This is a genomic window from Octadecabacter dasysiphoniae (assembly GCF_021532615.1).
Classification (GTDB): Bacteria; Pseudomonadota; Alphaproteobacteria; order Rhodobacterales; family Rhodobacteraceae; genus Octadecabacter; species Octadecabacter dasysiphoniae.
Genome location: NZ_JAKGAQ010000002.1, coordinates 755,938 through 774,882 on the forward strand (window position 1 = coordinate 755,938; position 18,945 = coordinate 774,882).

Sequence of the window (18,945 nt, forward strand, 5' to 3'; positions counted from 1 at the left end):
CATGACATTTCAGCCAGCCAAATGGCCACGAAAACTGCGGTCTCAAGAATGGTTCGGGGGCACCGGTAAGGATGCGATTTATCACCGTGGCTGGATGAAGAATCAGGGCTATCCGGATGATTTGTTCGACGGGCGCCCAGTGATTGGCATTTGCAACACGTGGTCCGATTTGACGCCGTGCAACGGGCATTTGCGAGAGCTCGCTGAGAAGGTGAAGAACGGTGTTTGGGAGGCGGGTGGTTTCCCTGTGGAATTTCCCGTGTTCAGCCCGTCTGAATCCGCGTTGCGCCCCACCGCGATGATGTTTCGCAACCTGTGTGCGATGGATGTTGAAGAGGCTCTGCGCGGTAAACCCATTGATGGTGTCGTGTTGATGGCAGGGTGTGACAAGACCACGCCCGCGCTTTTGATGGGGGCGGCTTCGGTTGATCTTCCGGCGATTGTTGTGTCCGGTGGGCCGATGTTGAACGGGCATTTCCGTGGTGAGCGGGTTGGGTCCGGGACGCATATCAGGCGGTTCAATGAGGTCGTGAAAGCGGGCGAAATGACGCCGGACGAATTCGTTGAGGCAGAGGCATCGATGTCGCGCAGTGCCGGTGGCTGCAACACCATGGGCACGGCCAGCACGATGGCGAGCATGGCCGAGGCGCTGGGCATGGCGCTGTCTGGCAACGCGGCGATCCCAGCGGTGGATTCGCGGCGCCGGATGATGAGCCAGCTGACAGGCCGACGCATTGTGCAGATGGTAAAGGATGATCTGAAACCGTCCGACATCATGACCAAAGAGGCGTTTGAAAACGCGATCCGCACGAACGGCGCGATTGGTGGGTCGACGAATGCGGTGGTGCATTTGCAGGCGCTGGCCGGGCGGTGCGAAGTGCCTTTGTCGCTGGAAGACTGGGATCGCTGCGGCAAGGATGTGCCGACGATTGTGAACCTGTTGCCGTCTGGCAAATGGTTGATGGAAGAATTTTTCTATGCCGGTGGATTGCCTGTTGTGATCAAGCGCCTTGGTGAAACCGGATTGTTGCACAAAGACGCTTTGACGGTGTCGGGTGGTTCGATCTGGGATGAGGTGAAGGACGTTCAGAACTGGAACGAGGACGTGATTGTTCCGACGGAAAAGGCGCTGCGTAAATCAGGTGGGATCGCGGTGTTGCGCGGGAACCTCGCGCCGAACGGGGCGATTTTGAAACCATCAGCGGCGTCGCCTGAATTGATGGTGCACCGTGGGCGTGCCGTCGTGTTTGAAGATATCGATGATTACAAAGCGCGGGTTGATTTGCCCGATCTGGATATTGATGCGAGCTGCGTGATGGTGCTGAAAAACTGCGGCCCCAAGGGGTATCCCGGTATGGCAGAGGTTGGTGATATGGCATTGCCCGCCAAGCTGTTGAAGGCGGGCGTGCGCGATATGGTGCGGATTTCGGATGCGCGGATGTCGGGCACGGCCTATGGCACGGTCGTGCTGCATACCGCACCGGAGGCTGCGGCGGGCGGGCCTTTGGCGGTCGTGCAGACCGGCGATATGATTGAGTTGAATGTCGAGGAACGCCGTATCCATCTTGATATTTCTGACGATGAATTGGCGGCGCGTTTGGCGGATTGGACACCGCCTGTCGCGCGCCCGGGTGGCGGTTATGCGCAGCTTTATCATGATAAGGTGAACCGCGCGGATGAGGGGGCCGATTTTGATTTCCTTGTCGGACGGCGGGGCAATGACGTCGCAAGGGAGTCGCACTGATGAGCGGACCAATTAAAGTTGCACTGGTCGGCATCGGTAAGATTGCCGTTGATCAGCACGTACCATCCATTGCCGCATCTGAGGATTGGGAACTGGCCGCAACCGTAAGCCGCGCTGGCACTGTCGATGGTGTTCCGTCCTACACAGAAATAGACACTATGCTGGCGGAAAACCCCGATATTGGGGTGGTTAGCCTATGCCTGCCGCCTGTTCCACGATTTGATTATGCGGCGACGTGTTTGCGGGCCGGACGGCATGTGATGCTGGAAAAACCACCCGGTGCAACGCTGGCGGAGGTTCATGCGCTTGAGGACATGGCGCAGGACGCGGGCAAGACGTTGTTTGCCACGTGGCACAGCCGGATGGCCAAGGGCGTTGCGGCGGCCAAGGCGGCGCTGTCGGGCAAAACCGTTGAGAGCGCGCATATCGATTGGAAAGAAAATGTGCGCCAATGGCACCCCGGCCAAGACTGGGTGTTTGAACCCGGTGGCATGGGTGTGCTTGATCCCGGCATCAATGCGCTGTCGATCCTGACGGAGGTTCTGCCGGACCCTGTCCATTTAAAGAAAGGCGTTCTGCACACACCGGAAAACCGTCAAACGCCAATCAAGGCGAATTTGACGTTTACGGGTGGCATCACCGCCGAGTTCGACTGGCTCAAAGAAGGTGAGCAAATGTGGGAGATGACATTCAGAACCACGGATGGCGATTTGGTTTATCTTATGGAGGGCGGCAACGCCTGTGTGGTCAACGATCAGGATATGGCTGTGTCGGAACTCGGGGAATATCCGGCTCTCTATGCGCGGATGGCGGATCTTGTGAAGGCTGGCGCCAGGGATGTTGATTTGGCACCGATGGTGCACGTGTCCGATATCATGACGCTCAGCCGCCGGATCATTGCGCCCGCGTTCGAGTGGTGATTACCCCAGCAGCCTGACCAGCCAGAGCGAAATGGCCGGAAAGGCCGCAAGGATCACGATGCGGAAGATGTCCGAGGCCACGAACGGCAGGATGCCTTTGTAGGTTTGCCCGATCGGCACGTCTTTTGACATGGCGTTTATGACGAACAGGTTGAGGCCGACAGGCGGTGTGATCAGCCCGACTTCGGCGGCCATGAGGATGAGGATGCCGAACCAGATGCCGATTTCTTCGGGGGTCAGGCCGAAGTCCAACTGTGTGACGATGGGGATGAAAATCGGCACGGTGAGGAAGATCATCGCGAGTGAATCCATGACCGTTCCGAGGACAAGATAGAGCAGGAGCATCCCCGCGAGGATCAGCCATGGATCAAGGTCGGTTGTGGCGAATAGATCGGCCATTGTTTGGGGCACTTGGGCGGATGATAGGAACGAATTGAACACGCTTGCACCCACCACGATGAAGAAGATCATCCCCGATGTGCGGCCTGTTGCCAAAAGGCTGTCGCGCAGTGCGGGCCAGTCAAGGGACCGGTTTGCGAATGCGACCAATGCGGTGCCCATGACACCCACGGCGGCGGCGGCCGTGGGGGAAAATGCGCCAGTATAGATGCCGCCAATGACCAGCGCGAAGATCAGCAAGACAGGCCAGACAGGACGCAGGGCGCGCAGGCGGTCGGGATAGGATTGGCGCGGGCCGCGTGTGGCGGAGTCCGGTGCGACGCGGGCGTAAATGGCGATGGTGATCATATAGCCGATCATCGCGATGAGGCCGGGGATGAACGCGGCGATGAACAGTTTTTCGATGTTTTGTTCGGCGAGGATTGAATAGACGACCAGCACGACAGACGGCGGAATGAGGATGCCGAGGGTGCCACCCGCGGCGAGAGCGCCTGTCGATAACGCCCCCGAATAGCCCGCGCGTTTGAGTTCTGGCAGCGCGACTTTGCCCATGGAAGATGCGGTGGCCAGCGATGATCCGCAGACGGCGCCAAATCCGGCAGATGCCCCGACGGCCGCCATGGCCAGCCCGCCTTTGCGGTGGCCAAGCCAAGCGTTGGCCGCATTGAACAGACTGCGGGACATGCCGCCGCGTGTGGCGAATTCCGACATCAGCAGGAACAGCGGGATGATCGACAAGGAATAGCTGGTGAATTGGCCGTAGGTGAAGGTTTTGAGCTGGCTGTCCATCAGGCGCATGTTGCCTTCGACGAGGTACGTGCCGATCAAGCCGACAGTGAACAACGCAGCGGCGACGGGCACGCGCACAAAGATCAGGATCAGGAGGGCGGGAAAGCCCAGCAGGCCGAGTTGGAAATCGGTGATCATCATTGTGGGGCCGCCAGTGCGCGCAGGCTGCGCATGACACAGAACACGGCGACAATCAGGAACAGCGCAGTGAGGAGTTCTGCAACCAGATAGGTGGGCCAGAGTTTGAGGCCAAGGATTTGGCTTTCTTGGCGGTCGCGCAGGCGGTCCGCGATTTCGGCCCAGTTGCCGCTGATCAGGGCTGTGAACCAAAGCGGGTCATCGCCGCGCGCCGAGCTGAACAACAGTGTCCATTGGCGGGTGAACAACAGGTAGGCCAGGGTGGCGAGGATTGCGTCGCTTATCAAATCCAGGACGCGGTTAAGGCGCGGGCCGAAGGCGTTGGCAAACAGGTCTACTGTGATGTGGCCCTTGGCGTACATCACGTAAGGCAGGGCGGCGAACAGAGCGAGGGCGACGCCGTACTGCACCAGTTCTTCTTCACCCAGAATAGGCCGCACCCATGTGAGCACATCTGGCGTCCAGTCGATGTTTTCCATGCCGCGTCGGACGAGTTTCAGGATGATTGAAACGCATGTGATCACAGTCGCCACAAGGAGGCCGACGCCGCCCGTGACGGCGATTGCGATGCAGGATCGATGAACGAAGTGGTCGAGGCGGTCGAACATGATCGGTCCGCCCCGTGCCGTTTAACGGTTTGCTTCGATCAGGTCTTGGGCTTGATCGATTGCGGCCGAGCCGTCGAAACCTTCGTCTTCCGCGCGATCGATCCAGCGGTCATAGACAGGACCAGCAGCATCGACCCAACGCACGAGTTCATCTTCGTCCAGTTCGATGAAGGTGTTGCCCGCAGCAGCATCGCGGCCAACCTGATCGCGGTTGCGCATGACGCTTCCGGCAAATTCCGACATCAGCTTACCCGTCTGAGCATCTAGGATTTCGCGCAGATCGTCGGGCATGTCGTCATAGACATCGCGGTTCATCGCAAGGATGAAGGTTGCCGTGTAAAGGGCGGGGCCTTCTTCGATGACAGTATGGTTTGTCACCAATTCCGCAAGACGGATAGACGGTGTGATTTCCCATGGAAGCGCCGCACCGGAGATAACGCCTTTGGACAGGTTTTCAGGAATGAGCGGGAGCGGCATGCCAACCGGCGTCGCGCCGAGTTCGCCCAGAAGGTCGGTTACAACACGGGTCGGGCCGCGCATTTCTTTGCCTGCGAGGTCTTCGAGCGTGTAAATCGGTTCTTCTGAATGGAGGTGGCCGCGACTGTGAACCCATGCGGACAGGATTTGGGTTTCGTCGTATTCTTCTTCTTGCAGTTCTGCTTCGACCAGGTCCCAGAACGCCATTGAGCCTGCGACGGTGTCGTCCATCAAGAACGGCAGTTCGAACACCTCGGTGCGGTTGAAACGGCCAGCGGTGTACCCGGGCAATGTCAGGATTACGTCAACGGCGCCATCGGCGGCTTGATCGTAAAGATCGCCGGGACGCCCACCGAGAGACATCGAGGCATAGAGTTCAATGGCAATCCGTCCTTCGCTTGCGGCCTCAATGCTTTCTTTGAAGGGCACCAGCATATCGGCGTGAAGGCCGGATGTTTCGGCCATAAAGTGATGCACCTTGAGCGTGACATCCTGTGCCGCGAGCGGGGACGCGCAGGCAAGGGCTGCAAAGAGAGTGGAGCGAAGCAGATGAGCCATGGTGAATGTCCTTCCAAAGGCTTGGGTCGTTTGGGCCGTGTTTAACGCGGAGCTGAATGAGGGGCCAGTCTATTTGATGTCGTGGACTGTCAGCTTTCGTTGACGACGCGAATCGTGGGAATTGCGGCGTTCGCCGGGGGCTGGAGCGGGGTTGGTGCCGTGTCGGTCATGAAAAAGGACAGATCGGACAGGGCCGCGATGCGGGCGGGGGCCGCGCGTTCAAACTTTGACGCATCAGCCACGAGGGCGGTGGCGCGGCTGTTGTCGATGACCGTTTGGCTGACGATGACCTCATCGAGGTCATAATCAAACAGGTCGCCGGATTGATCGAGGGCGGAACACCCGATGACCGCGAGGTCGAATTTAAGGTTGCGCGCCGTGCTGGCCGCCTGTGCGCCAACAAGGCCGGAATCAGCGGCGCGGACCGTGCCGCCTGTCACAAGAACTTTGCAGTTTGGATTGGCAGACAGGATTGGCACCGCGTTCAGGTTGTTTGTCATCACCAGCAGGCCTTCGTGATGGACGAGGGCACGGGCCACGGCCTCGCAGGTTGTGCCGATACCGAGGAAAACAGAGCTGCCGTTTTTGATCTCATGGGCGCACATCACCCCGATGCGCGTTTTTGCGGCATCGTTAAGGCGGCGGCGGTCTTCGTAGCCGATATTGGTGATGCCCGACGGGAGAACCGCGCCGCCGTGCACACGCGACAAACGGCCCTGATCGGCGAGGTCAGACAAATCGCGCCGGATCGTTTGCAAGGTGACGCCGAACGCGGAGGCCAGCCCTTGCACGGTGACTTTACCGTGAAGACGCGCCCGATCGAGGATTTCTGTATGGCGAAAATTCATGGGGAACGTATAGCGGCAAATGTTCGTTTTGACCAGAAGCGAACATAAACGAACTTCGTTCTTTTTCTTTTACGGGCGATCTGATAGGGGCAATGCAACAGATTTTTGCATGGGGCGGGCCAGATGGCGGATGTGGAATTGGACTTTGATCTTTTTGTGATTGGTGGCGGCATCAACGGGTGCGGGATTGCGCGGGATGCGTCGGGGCGCGGCCTAAGTGTTGGCCTGGCCGAGATGAATGATCTGGCGTCTGCCACATCGTCTGCATCGACGAAATTGTTTCATGGCGGGTTGCGGTATTTGGAATATTTCGAGGTGCGTTTGGTGCGCGAAGCCTTGATTGAACGTGAAACCCTGCTGCGCGCCATGCCCCATATTTCATGGCCCATGCGGTTTGTGCTGCCCTACCACAAGGACATGCGGTTTGAGGGCGACACGCCGACATCCAAGCTGTTGAATATCGTGATGCCGTGGATGAAGGGGCGCCGCCCTGCGTGGCTGATCCGGCTGGGGTTGTTCATGTATGACAACTTAGGCGGGCGAAAGATTTTGCCGGGCACGAAGACGGTGGATCTGCGCACCGATCCTGCGGGCGAAGGGATCAAGGACCAGTTCGAGAAAGCCTATGAATATTCCGATTGCTGGATCGAGGATTCGCGGCTTGTTGTGTTGAATGCGCGGGATGCGGAAAGCCGCGGGGCGAAGATCATGGTGCGCACCAAGGTCGTGTCGACGATCCGCCACGAGGATCATTGGGTTGTGCAATTGGCCGACCAAGACACCGGTGAGCAAACCACGATCCGCGCCAAGATGCTGGTGAATGCGGCGGGCCCTTGGGTGGGTGATATCATTCAATCCAAGGTTCGGTTGAACACCAAAGAAGGCGTGCGGCTGGTTCGTGGTTCCCACATCGTGACCAAGCGACTGTTTGATCATGACAAATGCTATTTCTTCCAAGGGACGGACGGGCGGATTATCTTCGCCATTCCCTATGAGACGGATTTCACCCTGATCGGGACAACGGATGCGGAACAGGACGATCCGAACGAAAAGCCAGTTTGTTCGGATGAGGAACGTGATTATCTTGTGGCGTTCGCGAACCAGTATTTCAAACGCGATATAACGGCGGATGATGTCGTGTGGCGCTATTCAGGTGTGCGGCCTTTGTATGACGACGGGGCCAGCAGCGCGACGGCGGCAACGCGGGATTATACGTTGAAGGTGGATGCCGATGGTGGTGCGCCGATCCTGAATATCTTTGGCGGTAAGATCACGACCTATCGCCGCCTTGCGCAAAGCGCTTTGGCCAAGATTAGTCCGTATTTTGATGATGTGTCGGGCGATTGGACCGCAGGTGTCGCGCTGCCCGGTGGGGATTTTCCGGTGGACGGTGTGACGGATCTGATCACGGGCCTGATGGCTGATTATCCGTTTCTGAATGACGCTTGGGCCAAACGTCTGGTGCGCGCCTATGGCACGGATGCCAAGGTGATGTTGGGGGATGCGAAATCTGCGACCGATCTGGGTGCGGATTTTGGTGCGACCCTAACAGAGGTTGAGGTGATCTGGCTGATGGAGCGCGAATATGCGCGCCGCGCCGAAGATGTTGTTTGGCGGCGCAATAAGCTGGGCCTACGGATGAACGACCAGCAAATTGCGATGCTCGACGTGTGGATGGAAGCGCGGCGTCAGGCGGCCTGAAGGCACGCCAGAATTAGGGCTGCTATTTGATCTGGATCCTCTTCGTGGGCGAGGTGGCCCAGCCCTTTGACTTCAAACGTTTGTGCGTTTGGCAGGATTTTGGCGGCATCAAAGCTGGACGCGGGCGGCACGGCCTTGTCACCGTCCGCGACGATCAGGTCGACCTTTGCGGTGATGTTGGGCAAGTCCTCGTTCAAACGGTCAAGCGACCATTGCGACATCATGGACAGTGTCGCGTCCACATGTGGCGTGTCGCGTACTAAGCGTAGGTACAAGGCCTGCCCATCCATATCCAAGGTTGATCCTGTTCCTTTGATCAGGTTTTGCACCGACGAAGGTGTCGCCGCTTTGCTGAACAATTTGGCTGTAAAGGGGTTGAGCGCGAGGGCCTTGGCCATGATCGGGAACAACCATCCCGCCACGCCGCGGAAATTGGACAAGGCGGCATTGATCCCGATAACATGGTTTGCGTGGCCAGTGCGTGCGAGTTCCAAGGCGATCGCGGCCCCAGCAGAATGGCCGACAATGGTGCTGGGTTGCCAGCCTTCTTGGGTCATTAAAGCAGCAATATCTTCGGACATATGGCGTAATCCGCAACGGCTGCGTGCGCCAAGTTCCGTGAAGCCCTGACCGGGAAGATCAATGGCGATGACGTGATGGGTTTTGGCTAGAATCGGGAAAATACCCCGCCAGCTTTGGGTTGCGCCGCCCGCACCGTGGAGCAGCAGGATAGTGTCGCCTTTTCCGGCTTCCTGGATGTGCCAGCGGTGGGGGCGGCACAGGACTTTGCGTGACGTCGATGCCATGGGCCAGCCTTCTAGATCCGATGGCCATTTCACGGATTAACCCTCAAGCGCGGCACTGACCGCGCCGGACATTTTGCGGGCATCGGCGCGGGGCAAGGGCATGTAAAGCCCGTCCATATTTGCTGCCAGATCGGCAAGAAATTTCGCGGGCCTGTTGCCGAGATCGAGGGTGATGGCCTCGGTTCCGGATGTACGAATTTGGCGGGCGATCTGTTCTGCATCGCTTGCGGCCTTGGCCCTGTTTGCCGTTCCATCCAGCGCGACGTTCGCGCGGCCGTCCGTCAACAACACGATGCAAGGGGCCATGCCATGCGTGCGTGCCTGATGGGCCATTGTCAGGGCTTCGATCAGGCCTGCCGCGAGGGGTGTGCCGCCACCGCCAGGCAGCGCCGCGAGGCGTTTTTTGGTTTGAACGAGGGAGCGCGTGGGGGGCAGCAAGACCTCTGCCGTGTCGCCCCGAAATGAAATGAGGCTGACGTGATCGCGGCGTGAATAGGCATCGGCCAGCAGCAGTTCGATTGCGCCTTTTGCCTCTGCGAGGCGGGACATTGCAGCGCTGCCGGATGCATCCACGGCAAAAATCAAAAGCCGATCTGATTTTTCTTCGTATTGTTTGATGCGAAAGTCTGACGGGGTTACTTTGATGCGGCCCTTGGATGCACCGCGCAGTTTTTGCCACGGTGCGGCGGTGCGCAATGTCGCGATCAGATCGAGCCTGTTTCGCCCTGAAAGCCGCCCGGGGCGCGATGGTTTGGGGCGACCACGACGGTTGCTTTTGTTCTTAGCGCCCGCGCCGGATCCTTTGGAAATCGACCCTTTTGGTTTGAACTGATCCAGCAAACCATCTGGCAGGATCGCCAAGACCGCCTCAAGGACACGATCATCGAGAGCGCCGATTTCCATATTGCCGCCGTCGGTGTCCTGTTCATTCGTGTCTGGCGGCGTGGCGTCGGGTTCTTCGGTTTGAGGTTGCGGTGGGAGCACGGTGGCACGGTGCGCAAGGCACAAGGCGCTGGCGGCTTCGATGTCTGTCGGGGTGACGGATGTGTGACCGTGAAGCGCGGCATGGGCACGGGCGGCCCGCAGTGCAAAAAGCGGCGCGCGCTGGCTGTTAATGCCGAGTTGGGCGCACAACCCGACGAGCGTTTCATATGTTTCGGTGAGCACATCAACTGACGCCAATCCTGCACGTGCGCTTTCGATCATGGCGGTGTCTGGCAGTAATCCCACATCGGATGATGCGATATTGAGGTCGATGTAAAACGCCAATCGTTCGCCCAGCGCCGCTGGCGTGCGTTCGTCGGGTTCTGCCCCTTCGTCCATCGCGATGAGGGGCTGCAATGACCCATCATCAAGCGCCATCGCAAGACGTGCGGCCAAAGTCGCATCACACCGTTCGGCCATTGCCAGAATTGCCGTTCCGTTGCGCCCCAAAATGCCTTTGCGCATCGTGAGGCGTCCAAGGGTCAGCGTTTCGGTCAGATCGATCCCGCCAAACAAGGTTTCGTCGTCCATGGTGGGGTGCAATTTCAGCAAAGGTTGGGGCAGTGCATCCAGACATTCGCGAAAGGCGTCGCGCACCGGACCACAGCGGGCGCGTATGATAGCGCCCCCTAAACCGGCAGGATCAATCGCCAACAAAGTCAGCGCAAGGACGCCACGATCCCACATCAACCCAAGACGTCTTCGACCACACGGGTCACGCGCACGCCGCTTCCGGCGTCATCCAATGGGTCACGGCGTAGGCGATGGCGCAGGGCCATGGGGGCCACGGCGCGGATATGATCGCGGCCAATTGCAGTGTCTTCGCGGTAGGCGGCAAAGGCGCGTGCGGCCTTGAGCAAGGTCAGTTCACCGCGCAAACCATCCGCGCCCAGTTTCAGGCAGAGTTCGGCAATGTCGGTAAGTGCGGCGTCAGTTGTCTTGAGGGTTTTGATCGCGCCGCGTGCGGTTTCGATTTGGCCGCGTACCAGCGCGTCTTCGGCTTTCCAGCGAACCATGAAGGCTTCGTAATCTGTTTCAAAGGCGTCGCGGCGTTTGATGACGTCGACCCGTTCGGCGACAGTTTTGGGGGAGGCGACATCCACGCTCAGCCCGAATCGATCAAGGAGCTGGGGGCGCAATTCGCCTTCTTCAGGGTTGCCGGACCCGACGAGTACAAAGCGGGCGGGGTGGCGAATTGACAGGCCTTCGCGTTCAACGACATTTTCACCGGACTGGGCCACGTCGAGGAGCAGATCGACGATATGATCTTCGAGAAGGTTCACTTCGTCGATGTAGAGGTAGCCACGGTTTGCTTTTGCCAAAAGCCCGGGCTGAAATGCCTTTTCGCCCTGTGACAGCGCCTTTTCAATATCGAGCGCGCCGGTCACGCGGTCTTCGGTGACGCCGAGGGGGAGATCGACAACCGGGGTTGGGGCAAGGGAGGACTTTTTAGTCTCTAACTTGGCCCAATCCGGTACGTCTTCGACCTTTTCGGAGTTCACGGGGCACCCGCTGATCTTCGTGATTTGCGGTAGCAATGCCGCCAGTGCGCGCACGGCTGTGGATTTTCCGGTGCCACGATCCCCGAATACCAGAACACCGCCGATGGATGGGTCGATCGCGGTGAGGATCATGGAGAGTTTCATTTCCTCCTGACCGACGATGGCGGAGAACGGGAAAGGTTGTTTCATGGCATGTCCAGTGAGGCGAGGGGGGAGGCACCGTTCCAGGTGCCGTAGTCAGATTTGACCGCAAAGCGCGCATAAAGTTCTTCGCGAAACCAATCGTTTTCCCGCACTGCGCGGATGGCGTCGGCGTGATGGCCTGTGCGGGCGAAATTGGCCATACGGCGCGCGTCCGGCCAGATCGAAAAAGTGACTTGGTGCAGCAACGGCATTTCGCCGATGCCGATCTTGAACGCGACGTTTTCGTCTTGTCCGATGACGGATGAAATATCGGGGACGCGTTTCCAGAATTGCGCGGCAATCGATGGTTTAACAGTGGCACGGGTCAGTGCGGCAAGCGGCCCTGCTTGGGGTGTGTCGTTTGTTACGAACGGTTCAACGCCAGCCCATTCGCCTTTGACAGACGTGGGGGATAAAAACACTGTCCAGTCTTCGGCGGCGCGGTTGCGGTAGCGTTGAAAGATGGGGGCGGATGCAATCCGTTCGCGGGCAGTGTCATGGTCTGGCCATGTGGCAAGGATGGCGTAGACGCCGAAGTTGGGAACTGGTGTGAATCCTTCGCCTGTGCCTGATCCGCATAACTTCCAAAACCCGATGTCCGGTGTGCGTGGCAGCAAAGCGCGGGCAAAACCCATCATCGCGAACGCCCAAAGGCGGTCCCTTGTCCGATCAAACCGGAAGAGGCTGAGGCTGACTGTTTGGCTCACGCGCGAATTTCCCTTGGCGGTGTAAACTTAGACTGACACATTGTACTAGATTTGGGAAGCCAAATTGGAATAGGCTACGTTTAAGGGAATTTACGCCACCATTGATACAGGAACGCCAAGCGCGTTAGTGTAAAGCCATGTTGACAGAACAGCACATAGACGAATCGGAAAACAGTGCCATTGTGATCGGTGCGGGGCTTGGTGGTTTGTCTGCTGCCATGCGTTTGGGCGCCAAAGGATACCGTGTGCAAGTGTTTGATCGTCTGGATCGCACGGGCGGGCGTGGAAGTTCGATCACGCAGGACGGGCACCGTTTTGATCTTGGGCCGACAATCGTGACTGTGCCCCAGCTTTATGAAGATCTTTGGGCGGCATGTGGCCGTGATTTTCGCAAAGACGTGGAATTGCGCCCGGTGATGCCGTTTTATGAAATCCGCTGGCCGGACGGTACATCGTTCAAGGCGTCGTCGGACACTGAAAAGATGAAGGCCGAGGTGGCTAAAATCAATCCGGCAGACGTTAACGGCTACGAGAAATTCCTGCGCGGCAGCAAGGCGCGTTACAAAGTCGGCTATGAAGGGCTGATGACCACGCCCATGCATAAGCTGTGGGAAACGATAAAGGTCCTGCCGCAGTTTGTGCGGTTGCGGGCGGATAAATCCATTTACGGATATGCCAAAACCTGCGTGAAAGACGAAAAGCTGCGTATGGCGCTGTCGTTTCACCCGCTGTTTATCGGGGGCGACCCGATGAATGTGACGTCTATGTATGCGCTTGTTGGATATCTCGAAAAACAGTTCGGTGTGCATTACGCGATGGGTGGGGTGCAGGCGATTGCAGATGCCATGGCTAATGTGGTGCGTGAACAGGGCGGAGTGATCCACCAGAACGCCGAGGTGGATGAAATTCTGGTTGAGGGCGGTGCCGCGAAGGGTGTGCGGTTGACGTCTGGTGAAACGGTGGCCTGTCCGTTGGTTGTGAGCAATGCGGACGCTGGGCACACCTATGACCATCTGTTGCGAAATCACTCGAAGCGGCGCTGGACGTCAAAGCGGCTAAAGAAATCGCGTTGGTCGATGGGGCTTTATGTTTGGTATTTCGGCACCAAAGGTACGAAGGGCAAATGGCCTGATCTGGGGCATCACACGATTGCGGCGGGTCCACGGTATAACGGTTTGCTGAATGATATATTTATCAAGGGGAAGCTGGCGGACGACATGAGCCTGTACATCCACCGCCCGTCCTTGACCGACCCAAGCGTTGCGCCCGAGGGTGATGATACCTTCTATGTCTTGTCGCCTGTGCCGCATCTTGGCTGGGACAAATCTGTGGACTGGCAAAAAGAAGAGCCGATTTACCGAGAGAAGGTCGCGACAAATCTGGAGCGTCTGATGCCCGGTTTCCGCGATCATATTGTGACGGAAACCGTGTTCACGCCGGAAACGTTCCGCGACCGATATCTGTCCCCGCATGGTGCAGGTTTTTCTGTTGAGCCGCGGATTTTGCAGAGCGCGTATTTCCGGCCCCACAATATTTCCGAAGAGGCAAAGGGGCTTTTCCTTGTCGGGGCGGGCACCCATCCTGGTGCGGGCGTTCCCGGTGTTGTTGGCAGTGCTGATGTGGTGTCCCAACTGATTCCCGATGCGCCGTCTGCGGCGGATTCGACATTGCCAATGGCTGCCGAATGATCCGCGCGGATGATCTTGAACACTGCCGTGAGGTGATCCGCACTGGATCGTATTCGTTTCATGCGGCGTCTAAGCTGTTGCCTGCGGATGCGCGTGATCCTGCGCTTGCGCTTTATGCGTTTTGTCGGTTGGCGGACGATGAGGTGGACGAGGGCGATCATAAGCGCCGTGCGGTTCTGGACCTTCAGCGGCGGTTGGATGCGATTTATGCGGGCCAGCCGCGCAATGCACCCGAAGACCGTGCGTTTGCCGCGATTGTCGAAGAATTTGAAATGCCCAAGGCGCTTCCGGATGCGTTGCTTGAGGGGTTGGCGTGGGACGCGCAGGAACGCCGCTATGCTGATCTGTCTGGTGTGCGCAGTTATTCCGCACGGGTTGCATCCGCCGTTGGCGTGATGATGTGCGTTCTGATGCGGGCGCGCGATCCCGATGCTTTGGCGCGTGCCTGTGATCTTGGCGTTGCCATGCAGTTGACGAATATTGCCCGCGATGTGGGTGAAGACGCACGAGCGGGGCGGGTTTACCTGCCGCTTGATTGGTTTGACGAAGTGGGGTTGGACGTTGATCAATTCCTGCGCAACCCCGAACCCAGCGTTGCTACGCGGCGCATGACGTCGCGCTTGCTGGCCGAGGCGCACCGTCTTTATCTTCGATCAGAAGCGGGGATACCTGCGTTGCCGCGTGATGCACGCACAGGTATCTATGCGGCGCGGTTCATTTATGACGGGATCGGTAAGGATCTGCGGCGCGGTGGCCTCGATAATATTACGCGACGCGCGCATACGTCCAAGGTACAGAAAATCGGCTGGGTTGGTCGTGCGATGCTGCGATCGGGACTTAGCATGGTCACACCACGTTCCCCTGTGTTACATGCTCGGCCTCTCAGTGAAGTTGCATTCCTTGTGGATTCGGCATCTTGTGAAAGCAGACCGCTGGGTCGCGCCGCTGCGCTGCTTGATGTTCTTGCACAGTTGCAGCAACGCGAGGCGGAGATTGAACACAGGTCGTCCCGGGCGTAACCGCCATGGGCCACCGCTAGGAGCCCGTTTATGGATATCATCCTGTTTCTTATCTTCCTTGCTGCGTGTTTTTCCGCGGGCGCCACTGGCGCGATGTTTCCCCCCGGTCCTTGGTATGAACAGTTGGAAAAACCAACATGGACCCCGCCGAACTGGTTGTTTCCCGTCGCGTGGACGACGCTTTATGTCTTGATGTCATTTGCAGGCGCGCGCGTCGCCGGTGAGGCCGGAAGCGGATATGCGATGGCATTCTGGGCGTTGCAGATCGCGTTAAACGCGTTGTGGACGCCTGTGTTTTTCGGGCTGCGCCGTCTGAAACAGGCCATCCCGATCATGGCGATGCTGTGGGTTGCGGTCGCGGGGTGCATGGTCACGCATTGGGCGATTGATGTTTGGGCGGGCCTTGCGTTTGTGCCTTATCTTGCATGGGTCACGGTGGCTGGCGCGCTGAACATGACCGTTGCGCGGATGAATCCGGATGTTGAAATCGTTGATATGACGAAGATTTAGAACGTCCATTTCGCACGGCGTGGAACCCGCACGGCGAGCATGGGTTTCAGAAAAGGTGACGCAAAACGGTTGAGGTCGAGGGCTTCATAAACCCCCGTTACGCGTTCCCCGTTGAGCGTCGTTTCCACCGCTGATCGTGAATAGAATGGCGCGTCGAGCATCGGCAAAACCTGGCGTGGCATTGTGCCCACATCTGCCCGTGTTTCGCGCCGTACTTGCCACAGTGACCGTTTGAACGATGTGCGTGGCGGCGCGTTTGTGTAGGCCATGTCGCCGTCCGGCGTGAACGCAATTGCGCTGTCGAGCGTCGTGCCATCGCGGCGTTCAGCATCATAGATACATACCGCCCCGTCCGAGGTCGGATAGCGGCCCCATGTCCAAAAGCTGAAATCTTCTTCCAGTGCGCGGGTGCCAAAATTACTGTCAAAATACCCGTGGCCGGACCATTGCCAACCCGGTGCATCAAGTTCGACCGAGATGTCAGAAATGGGGGCAAAGGGCCGCCAGACATGCGCGCCGTCTTGCGTCAGCAGCAATTCTTTTGACGTCATCGCCTTTGGGGTGACGCGGATTTGCCCACGCACGCGGCTGATGATCGGGGGGGCAGATATTTCGTCGATGTCGATGATCAATTCGTCGCCGTTCCAGTGCAGGGAGGACGGGCCGACGGTGAATGTGTCTTCGGTTTGCTTCAGTGCGCTGCGGCCGCGATCTGTCATCGTGAATCGCCCACCCGGCCCGTAGGTCGCGACGTTGATGCAAACGTGATTTTCGGGGTCTTTGCGCCCCGACCATTTGTACCACGGCGAAAAGACAGACCCGATAAACGCAATGACGGATATCGCACGTTTCCCATCGTCGCTGATGCCATCGATGTACCACCACGCATAGCCGTTGGCAGGCACGTCTAGATCAAACCGAGGTCCGTCTTGATCGCCGCGACCGCGTGCATCGCGGAGAGGGTCGCCATCGGCACCCCCGCCCCTGGATGCGCCCCGCCCCCCGCCAGATACAGGCCCTTTGTCGTGGTGCGCGCCGTTGGTCGTTTCAGACCTGCCGTCATCCCATGCGGGGATCGCCCGTAAAGGGATCCGAGGCTGGCTGGAAACATCGCGTGAAAATCCGCCGGTTGGGTCAGGTCTGCCGCTGTGGGCATTGGTGAGAACGTCAGGCCCATCTGCGCCAAGCGGTTTAGAATCTGTGTTTGGCATGCTGTGGCTTTCTGTTCGTTGCGCTGGGCGGCGTCGGTGCAGGGTGGGGCGTTCATGATGATTTCGAACCGTTCTGCCCCGTTTGGAACATGCCCGCCGCCACGATCCTGGGCGCAGACATAAAGTGTTGGGTCAGTCGGGTCGTGCCCTTGGGCGAGGGGGCCGAATTCGTCTTTGGGATTGTCACCAAAGAAGACGTTGTGATGGGACAGGTCCGTGCGCGTTGGAACGGCGGCAAAGGCCATGACGTTTGCGGACAGGCTTCGAGGTTCGAGAGCGCTTTGCGGCATGTTTTTGCAAATATCATCACCCAGTAAACCATGACCGAGCGCGCGGGGATCACCGTTGAAGACCACCGCATCTGGCGTGAAGGTATCTGCGTTTGTTTTTACTGAAAGGCCCGTGTTTGTCGGCGTGATCGCGTGGACAGGACTGTTGAGGTGGATGGTGCCGCCCTTGGTCTGGATCAGTTCGGACATTGCGGCGCAAAGACGGTGCATCCCGCCTTTGACCGCCCAAACGCCCGTGCCCTCGGCGTGCCAGATCAATGACAGCAATGCTGGCGACAGATAGGGTGATCCGCCGACATAGGTTGCGTATCGCCCGAACAATTGGCGCAATTTCGGTTCGGTAAAAGACGTTTCCAGAAGCTGGGCCAATGTCTTGTGCGGTGCCATCGCCGCAAGCAGCCGAGGATCACGCAGCACGGTTGCTGCCAGTGCCATGGATGACGGTTGCGCCGCCCGCATCATGGGGGCGTCGAATGCGGTAAACAGTCTTTCGGCTCGTTCCGAAAAAGCGGCAAATTCTTGTGCGGCTTTTGCCCCAAACGTAGATTGAACCTTGGCGCAGCTTTGGGATGAATCGGCGCAGAGATCGAGCGTTGTGCCATCTGACCAGAAGTGGCGCGCAATGGTGTCTGCCTGGGTCAGGGTGACGTGGTCGTCCAATGTTTCGCCGACAGCAGCGAACAGATCATCAAACACCCAGCGCATTGTCAGAACCGTTGGTCCGGCGTCCACGGGCCCTGCGGCGGATGGCACCGTGCGCATTTTTCCGCCTGTCGCTGCTGCGGCTTCAAGCACTGTGACACGCGTGCCGGCGGCCAAAAGGCGCAGCGCGCTTGCCAAGCCACCGACGCCAGCACCGATAACGATGACATGTTTTTGGCTGCTCATGAGGTCCGTTGACTCGTTTCGTTAAAGTGTCCAGTATAGTTTACACATAGGCTGTCTAATATGCGAGACAGTATTGTCAGAACAATTTCGGAGCAGGCATGCCATTAAGTTTTTTCAGTGAACGGATCGAAGCCGCGATTGCCGATGCGGTCGGGATGACCCAATCCGGTATGCCGCCCGCCCAACTGACAAGTGCCGTGCAATACGCCGCCGCCCCCGGTGGCGCGCGCATCCGGCCGACGATTTTATTAAGCGTGGCGATGGCCTGTGGCGATGATCAACCTGCCGTGACGAATGCCGCTGGTGCCGCCCTTGAGTTGATCCACTGTGCCAGCCTTGTTCACGATGATATGCCCTGCTTTGATGATGCGGATATGCGGCGCGGGAAGCCGACTGTGCATTTGGCGTATTCCGAACCCCTCGCGCTTTTGACGGGGGACAGCCTGATTGTGCTGGCGTTTGATGTGTTGTCGCGCCAATCGCCGGATCGTGCATTGCCGCTGATCCGCCATCTAGCGACCCGCACCGGTACGCCGTTTGGCATCTGTGCAGGGCAAGGTTGGGAGAGCGAGAGCGAGATTAATCTATCCGCCTATCACCGTGCCAAGACGGGTGCTTTGTTCATTGCAGCGACCCAAATGGGTGCGATTGCAGCGGGCCAAGACCCCGAGCCGTGGGAAGAACTTGGGGCGCGTATCGGTGAGGCGTTCCAAGTTGCCGATGATTTGCGCGACGCGCTTTATGATGAAGTCGAGCTGGGCAAACCTGTTGGACAGGATGAAATCCACAACCGCCCCAATGCGGTGACTGAGCTGGGCGTAGACGGCGCCGTGAGCCGTCTGAAAGATATTTTGGGGGGCGCGATTTCGTCGATCCCGTCGTGCCCGGGCGAAGCAAGCCTTGCCAAAATGGTTCAAGCGACCGCGAAGAAACTGATCCCATCCAGCAAGTTAAATCGCGTCCCGGGTGAGTGAC

At 58.4% G+C, this 18,945-nt stretch carries 17 protein-coding genes; 7 read left to right on the forward strand and 10 right to left on the reverse strand.

Annotated features, from left to right (window positions below; genetic code table 11):
- Position 1 precedes the first annotated feature (1 nt).
- Complete coding sequence (gene araD / locus L0664_RS10660; RefSeq protein WP_235225785.1) at positions 2-1,744, forward strand: L-arabinonate dehydratase; 1,743 nt, start codon at positions 2-4, stop codon at positions 1,742-1,744.
- Complete coding sequence (locus L0664_RS10665) at positions 1,744-2,664, forward strand: Gfo/Idh/MocA family protein (protein ID WP_235225787.1); 921 nt, start codon at positions 1,744-1,746, stop codon at positions 2,662-2,664. Before araD ends, L0664_RS10665 begins: the two co-directional genes overlap by 1 nt.
- Here L0664_RS10665 and L0664_RS10670 read toward each other — a convergent pair whose 3' ends face one another.
- The 4 genes from L0664_RS10670 to L0664_RS10685 all read right to left on the reverse strand — a co-directional run bounded on the left by L0664_RS10670 (position 2,665) and on the right by L0664_RS10685 (position 6,481).
- The gene (locus tag L0664_RS10670) at positions 2,665-3,987 is read right to left on the reverse strand and encodes a TRAP transporter large permease (protein ID WP_235226181.1); all 1,323 of its coding nucleotides are present in this window, start codon (positions 3,985-3,987) and stop codon (positions 2,665-2,667) included.
- 2 nt (positions 3,988-3,989) lie between these two features.
- Positions 3,990-4,598, reverse strand: coding sequence for a TRAP transporter small permease (locus tag L0664_RS10675; RefSeq protein ID WP_235225788.1), 609 nt, complete (start codon positions 4,596-4,598; stop codon positions 3,990-3,992).
- A gap of 21 nt (positions 4,599-4,619) precedes the next feature.
- Positions 4,620-5,633 carry a TRAP transporter substrate-binding protein gene (locus tag L0664_RS10680; RefSeq protein WP_235225789.1) on the reverse strand — a complete coding sequence of 338 codons (1,014 nt, stop codon included), beginning with the start codon at positions 5,631-5,633 and terminating at the stop codon, positions 4,620-4,622.
- An 89-nt stretch (positions 5,634-5,722) separates the two neighbouring features.
- A complete protein-coding gene (locus L0664_RS10685; protein ID WP_235225791.1) occupies positions 5,723-6,481 on the reverse strand; it encodes a DeoR/GlpR family DNA-binding transcription regulator in 759 nt (252 codons plus the stop codon).
- A gap of 123 nt (positions 6,482-6,604) precedes the next feature.
- Between L0664_RS10685 and glpD the strand changes: the two genes are divergently transcribed.
- The gene (gene glpD, locus L0664_RS10690) at positions 6,605-8,182 is read left to right on the forward strand and encodes a glycerol-3-phosphate dehydrogenase (RefSeq protein WP_235225792.1); all 1,578 of its coding nucleotides are present in this window, start codon (positions 6,605-6,607) and stop codon (positions 8,180-8,182) included.
- Here glpD and bchO read toward each other — a convergent pair.
- The 4 genes from bchO to crtA are packed head-to-tail and all read right to left on the reverse strand — an operon-like array spanning position 8,170 to position 12,364.
- Positions 8,170-8,988 carry an alpha/beta fold hydrolase BchO gene (gene bchO / locus L0664_RS10695; protein ID WP_235225794.1) on the reverse strand — a complete coding sequence of 273 codons (819 nt, stop codon included), beginning with the start codon at positions 8,986-8,988 and terminating at the stop codon, positions 8,170-8,172. The genes glpD and bchO overlap by 13 nt on opposite strands.
- 36 nt (positions 8,989-9,024) lie before the next feature.
- Positions 9,025-10,659 carry a magnesium chelatase subunit D gene (locus L0664_RS10700; protein WP_235225795.1) on the reverse strand — a complete coding sequence of 545 codons (1,635 nt, stop codon included), beginning with the start codon at positions 10,657-10,659 and terminating at the stop codon, positions 9,025-9,027.
- The gene (gene bchI, locus L0664_RS10705) at positions 10,659-11,663 is read right to left on the reverse strand and encodes a magnesium chelatase ATPase subunit I (protein ID WP_235225797.1); all 1,005 of its coding nucleotides are present in this window, start codon (positions 11,661-11,663) and stop codon (positions 10,659-10,661) included. Before bchI ends, L0664_RS10700 begins: the two co-directional genes overlap by 1 nt.
- Positions 11,660-12,364, reverse strand: coding sequence for a spheroidene monooxygenase (crtA, locus tag L0664_RS10710; RefSeq protein ID WP_235225799.1), 705 nt, complete (start codon positions 12,362-12,364; stop codon positions 11,660-11,662). Before crtA ends, bchI begins: the two co-directional genes overlap by 4 nt.
- A 137-nt stretch (positions 12,365-12,501) precedes the next feature.
- Here crtA and L0664_RS10715 point away from each other — a divergent pair, with 137 nt between their 5' ends.
- Genes L0664_RS10715 through tspO form a run of 3 tightly spaced genes read left to right on the forward strand, consistent with a single transcriptional unit; the run spans position 12,502 to position 15,581 of the window.
- Positions 12,502-14,052 carry a phytoene desaturase gene (locus tag L0664_RS10715; RefSeq protein WP_235225800.1) on the forward strand — a complete coding sequence of 517 codons (1,551 nt, stop codon included), beginning with the start codon at positions 12,502-12,504 and terminating at the stop codon, positions 14,050-14,052.
- Positions 14,049-15,071: a 15-cis-phytoene synthase gene (gene crtB / locus L0664_RS10720; protein ID WP_235225802.1), complete on the forward strand. Its 1,023-nt coding sequence runs from the start codon at positions 14,049-14,051 to the stop codon at positions 15,069-15,071. Before L0664_RS10715 ends, crtB begins: the two co-directional genes overlap by 4 nt.
- Before the next feature lie 30 nt (positions 15,072-15,101).
- The gene (tspO, locus tag L0664_RS10725) at positions 15,102-15,581 is read left to right on the forward strand and encodes a tryptophan-rich sensory protein TspO (RefSeq protein ID WP_235225803.1); all 480 of its coding nucleotides are present in this window, start codon (positions 15,102-15,104) and stop codon (positions 15,579-15,581) included.
- Here tspO and crtC read toward each other — a convergent pair.
- Together crtC and crtD are read right to left on the reverse strand one after the other, a co-directional pair.
- On the reverse strand, positions 15,578-16,447 hold the full coding sequence (gene crtC / locus L0664_RS10730; RefSeq protein WP_235226182.1) for a carotenoid 1,2-hydratase: 870 nt from the start codon (positions 16,445-16,447) through the stop codon (positions 15,578-15,580). The genes tspO and crtC overlap by 4 nt on opposite strands.
- A gap of 41 nt (positions 16,448-16,488) precedes the next feature.
- The gene (gene crtD / locus L0664_RS10735; RefSeq protein ID WP_235225805.1) at positions 16,489-17,970 is read right to left on the reverse strand and encodes a 1-hydroxycarotenoid 3,4-desaturase CrtD; all 1,482 of its coding nucleotides are present in this window, start codon (positions 17,968-17,970) and stop codon (positions 16,489-16,491) included.
- A gap of 98 nt (positions 17,971-18,068) precedes the next feature.
- Between crtD and L0664_RS10740 the strand changes: the two genes are divergently transcribed.
- Positions 18,069-18,944, forward strand: coding sequence for a polyprenyl synthetase family protein (locus tag L0664_RS10740; RefSeq protein ID WP_235225810.1), 876 nt, complete (start codon positions 18,069-18,071; stop codon positions 18,942-18,944).
- The last annotated feature ends 1 nt before the right edge of the window (position 18,945 follow it).

What these genes read in the sequence shown, in the direction of transcription:
- araD (WP_235225785.1), top strand. Translation starts at nt 2, where the DNA reads ATGACATTTCAGCCAGCCAAATGGCCACGAAAACTGCGGTCTCAAGAA.
- L0664_RS10665 (WP_235225787.1), top strand. Translation starts at nt 1,744, where the DNA reads ATGAGCGGACCAATTAAAGTTGCACTGGTCGGCATCGGTAAGATTGCC.
- L0664_RS10675 (WP_235225788.1), bottom strand. Translation starts at nt 4,598, where the DNA reads ATGTTCGACCGCCTCGACCACTTCGTTCATCGATCCTGCATCGCAATC.
- L0664_RS10680 (WP_235225789.1), bottom strand. Translation starts at nt 5,633, where the DNA reads ATGGCTCATCTGCTTCGCTCCACTCTCTTTGCAGCCCTTGCCTGCGCG.
- L0664_RS10685 (WP_235225791.1), bottom strand. Translation starts at nt 6,481, where the DNA reads ATGAATTTTCGCCATACAGAAATCCTCGATCGGGCGCGTCTTCACGGT.
- glpD (WP_235225792.1), top strand. Translation starts at nt 6,605, where the DNA reads ATGGCGGATGTGGAATTGGACTTTGATCTTTTTGTGATTGGTGGCGGC.
- bchO (WP_235225794.1), bottom strand. Translation starts at nt 8,988, where the DNA reads ATGGCATCGACGTCACGCAAAGTCCTGTGCCGCCCCCACCGCTGGCAC.
- L0664_RS10700 (WP_235225795.1), bottom strand. Translation starts at nt 10,659, where the DNA reads ATGTGGGATCGTGGCGTCCTTGCGCTGACTTTGTTGGCGATTGATCCT.
- bchI (WP_235225797.1), bottom strand. Translation starts at nt 11,663, where the DNA reads ATGAAACAACCTTTCCCGTTCTCCGCCATCGTCGGTCAGGAGGAAATG.
- L0664_RS10715 (WP_235225800.1), top strand. Translation starts at nt 12,502, where the DNA reads ATGTTGACAGAACAGCACATAGACGAATCGGAAAACAGTGCCATTGTG.
- crtB (WP_235225802.1), top strand. Translation starts at nt 14,049, where the DNA reads ATGATCCGCGCGGATGATCTTGAACACTGCCGTGAGGTGATCCGCACT.
- tspO (WP_235225803.1), top strand. Translation starts at nt 15,102, where the DNA reads ATGGATATCATCCTGTTTCTTATCTTCCTTGCTGCGTGTTTTTCCGCG.
- crtD (WP_235225805.1), bottom strand. Translation starts at nt 17,970, where the DNA reads ATGAGCAGCCAAAAACATGTCATCGTTATCGGTGCTGGCGTCGGTGGC.
- L0664_RS10740 (WP_235225810.1), top strand. Translation starts at nt 18,069, where the DNA reads ATGCCATTAAGTTTTTTCAGTGAACGGATCGAAGCCGCGATTGCCGAT.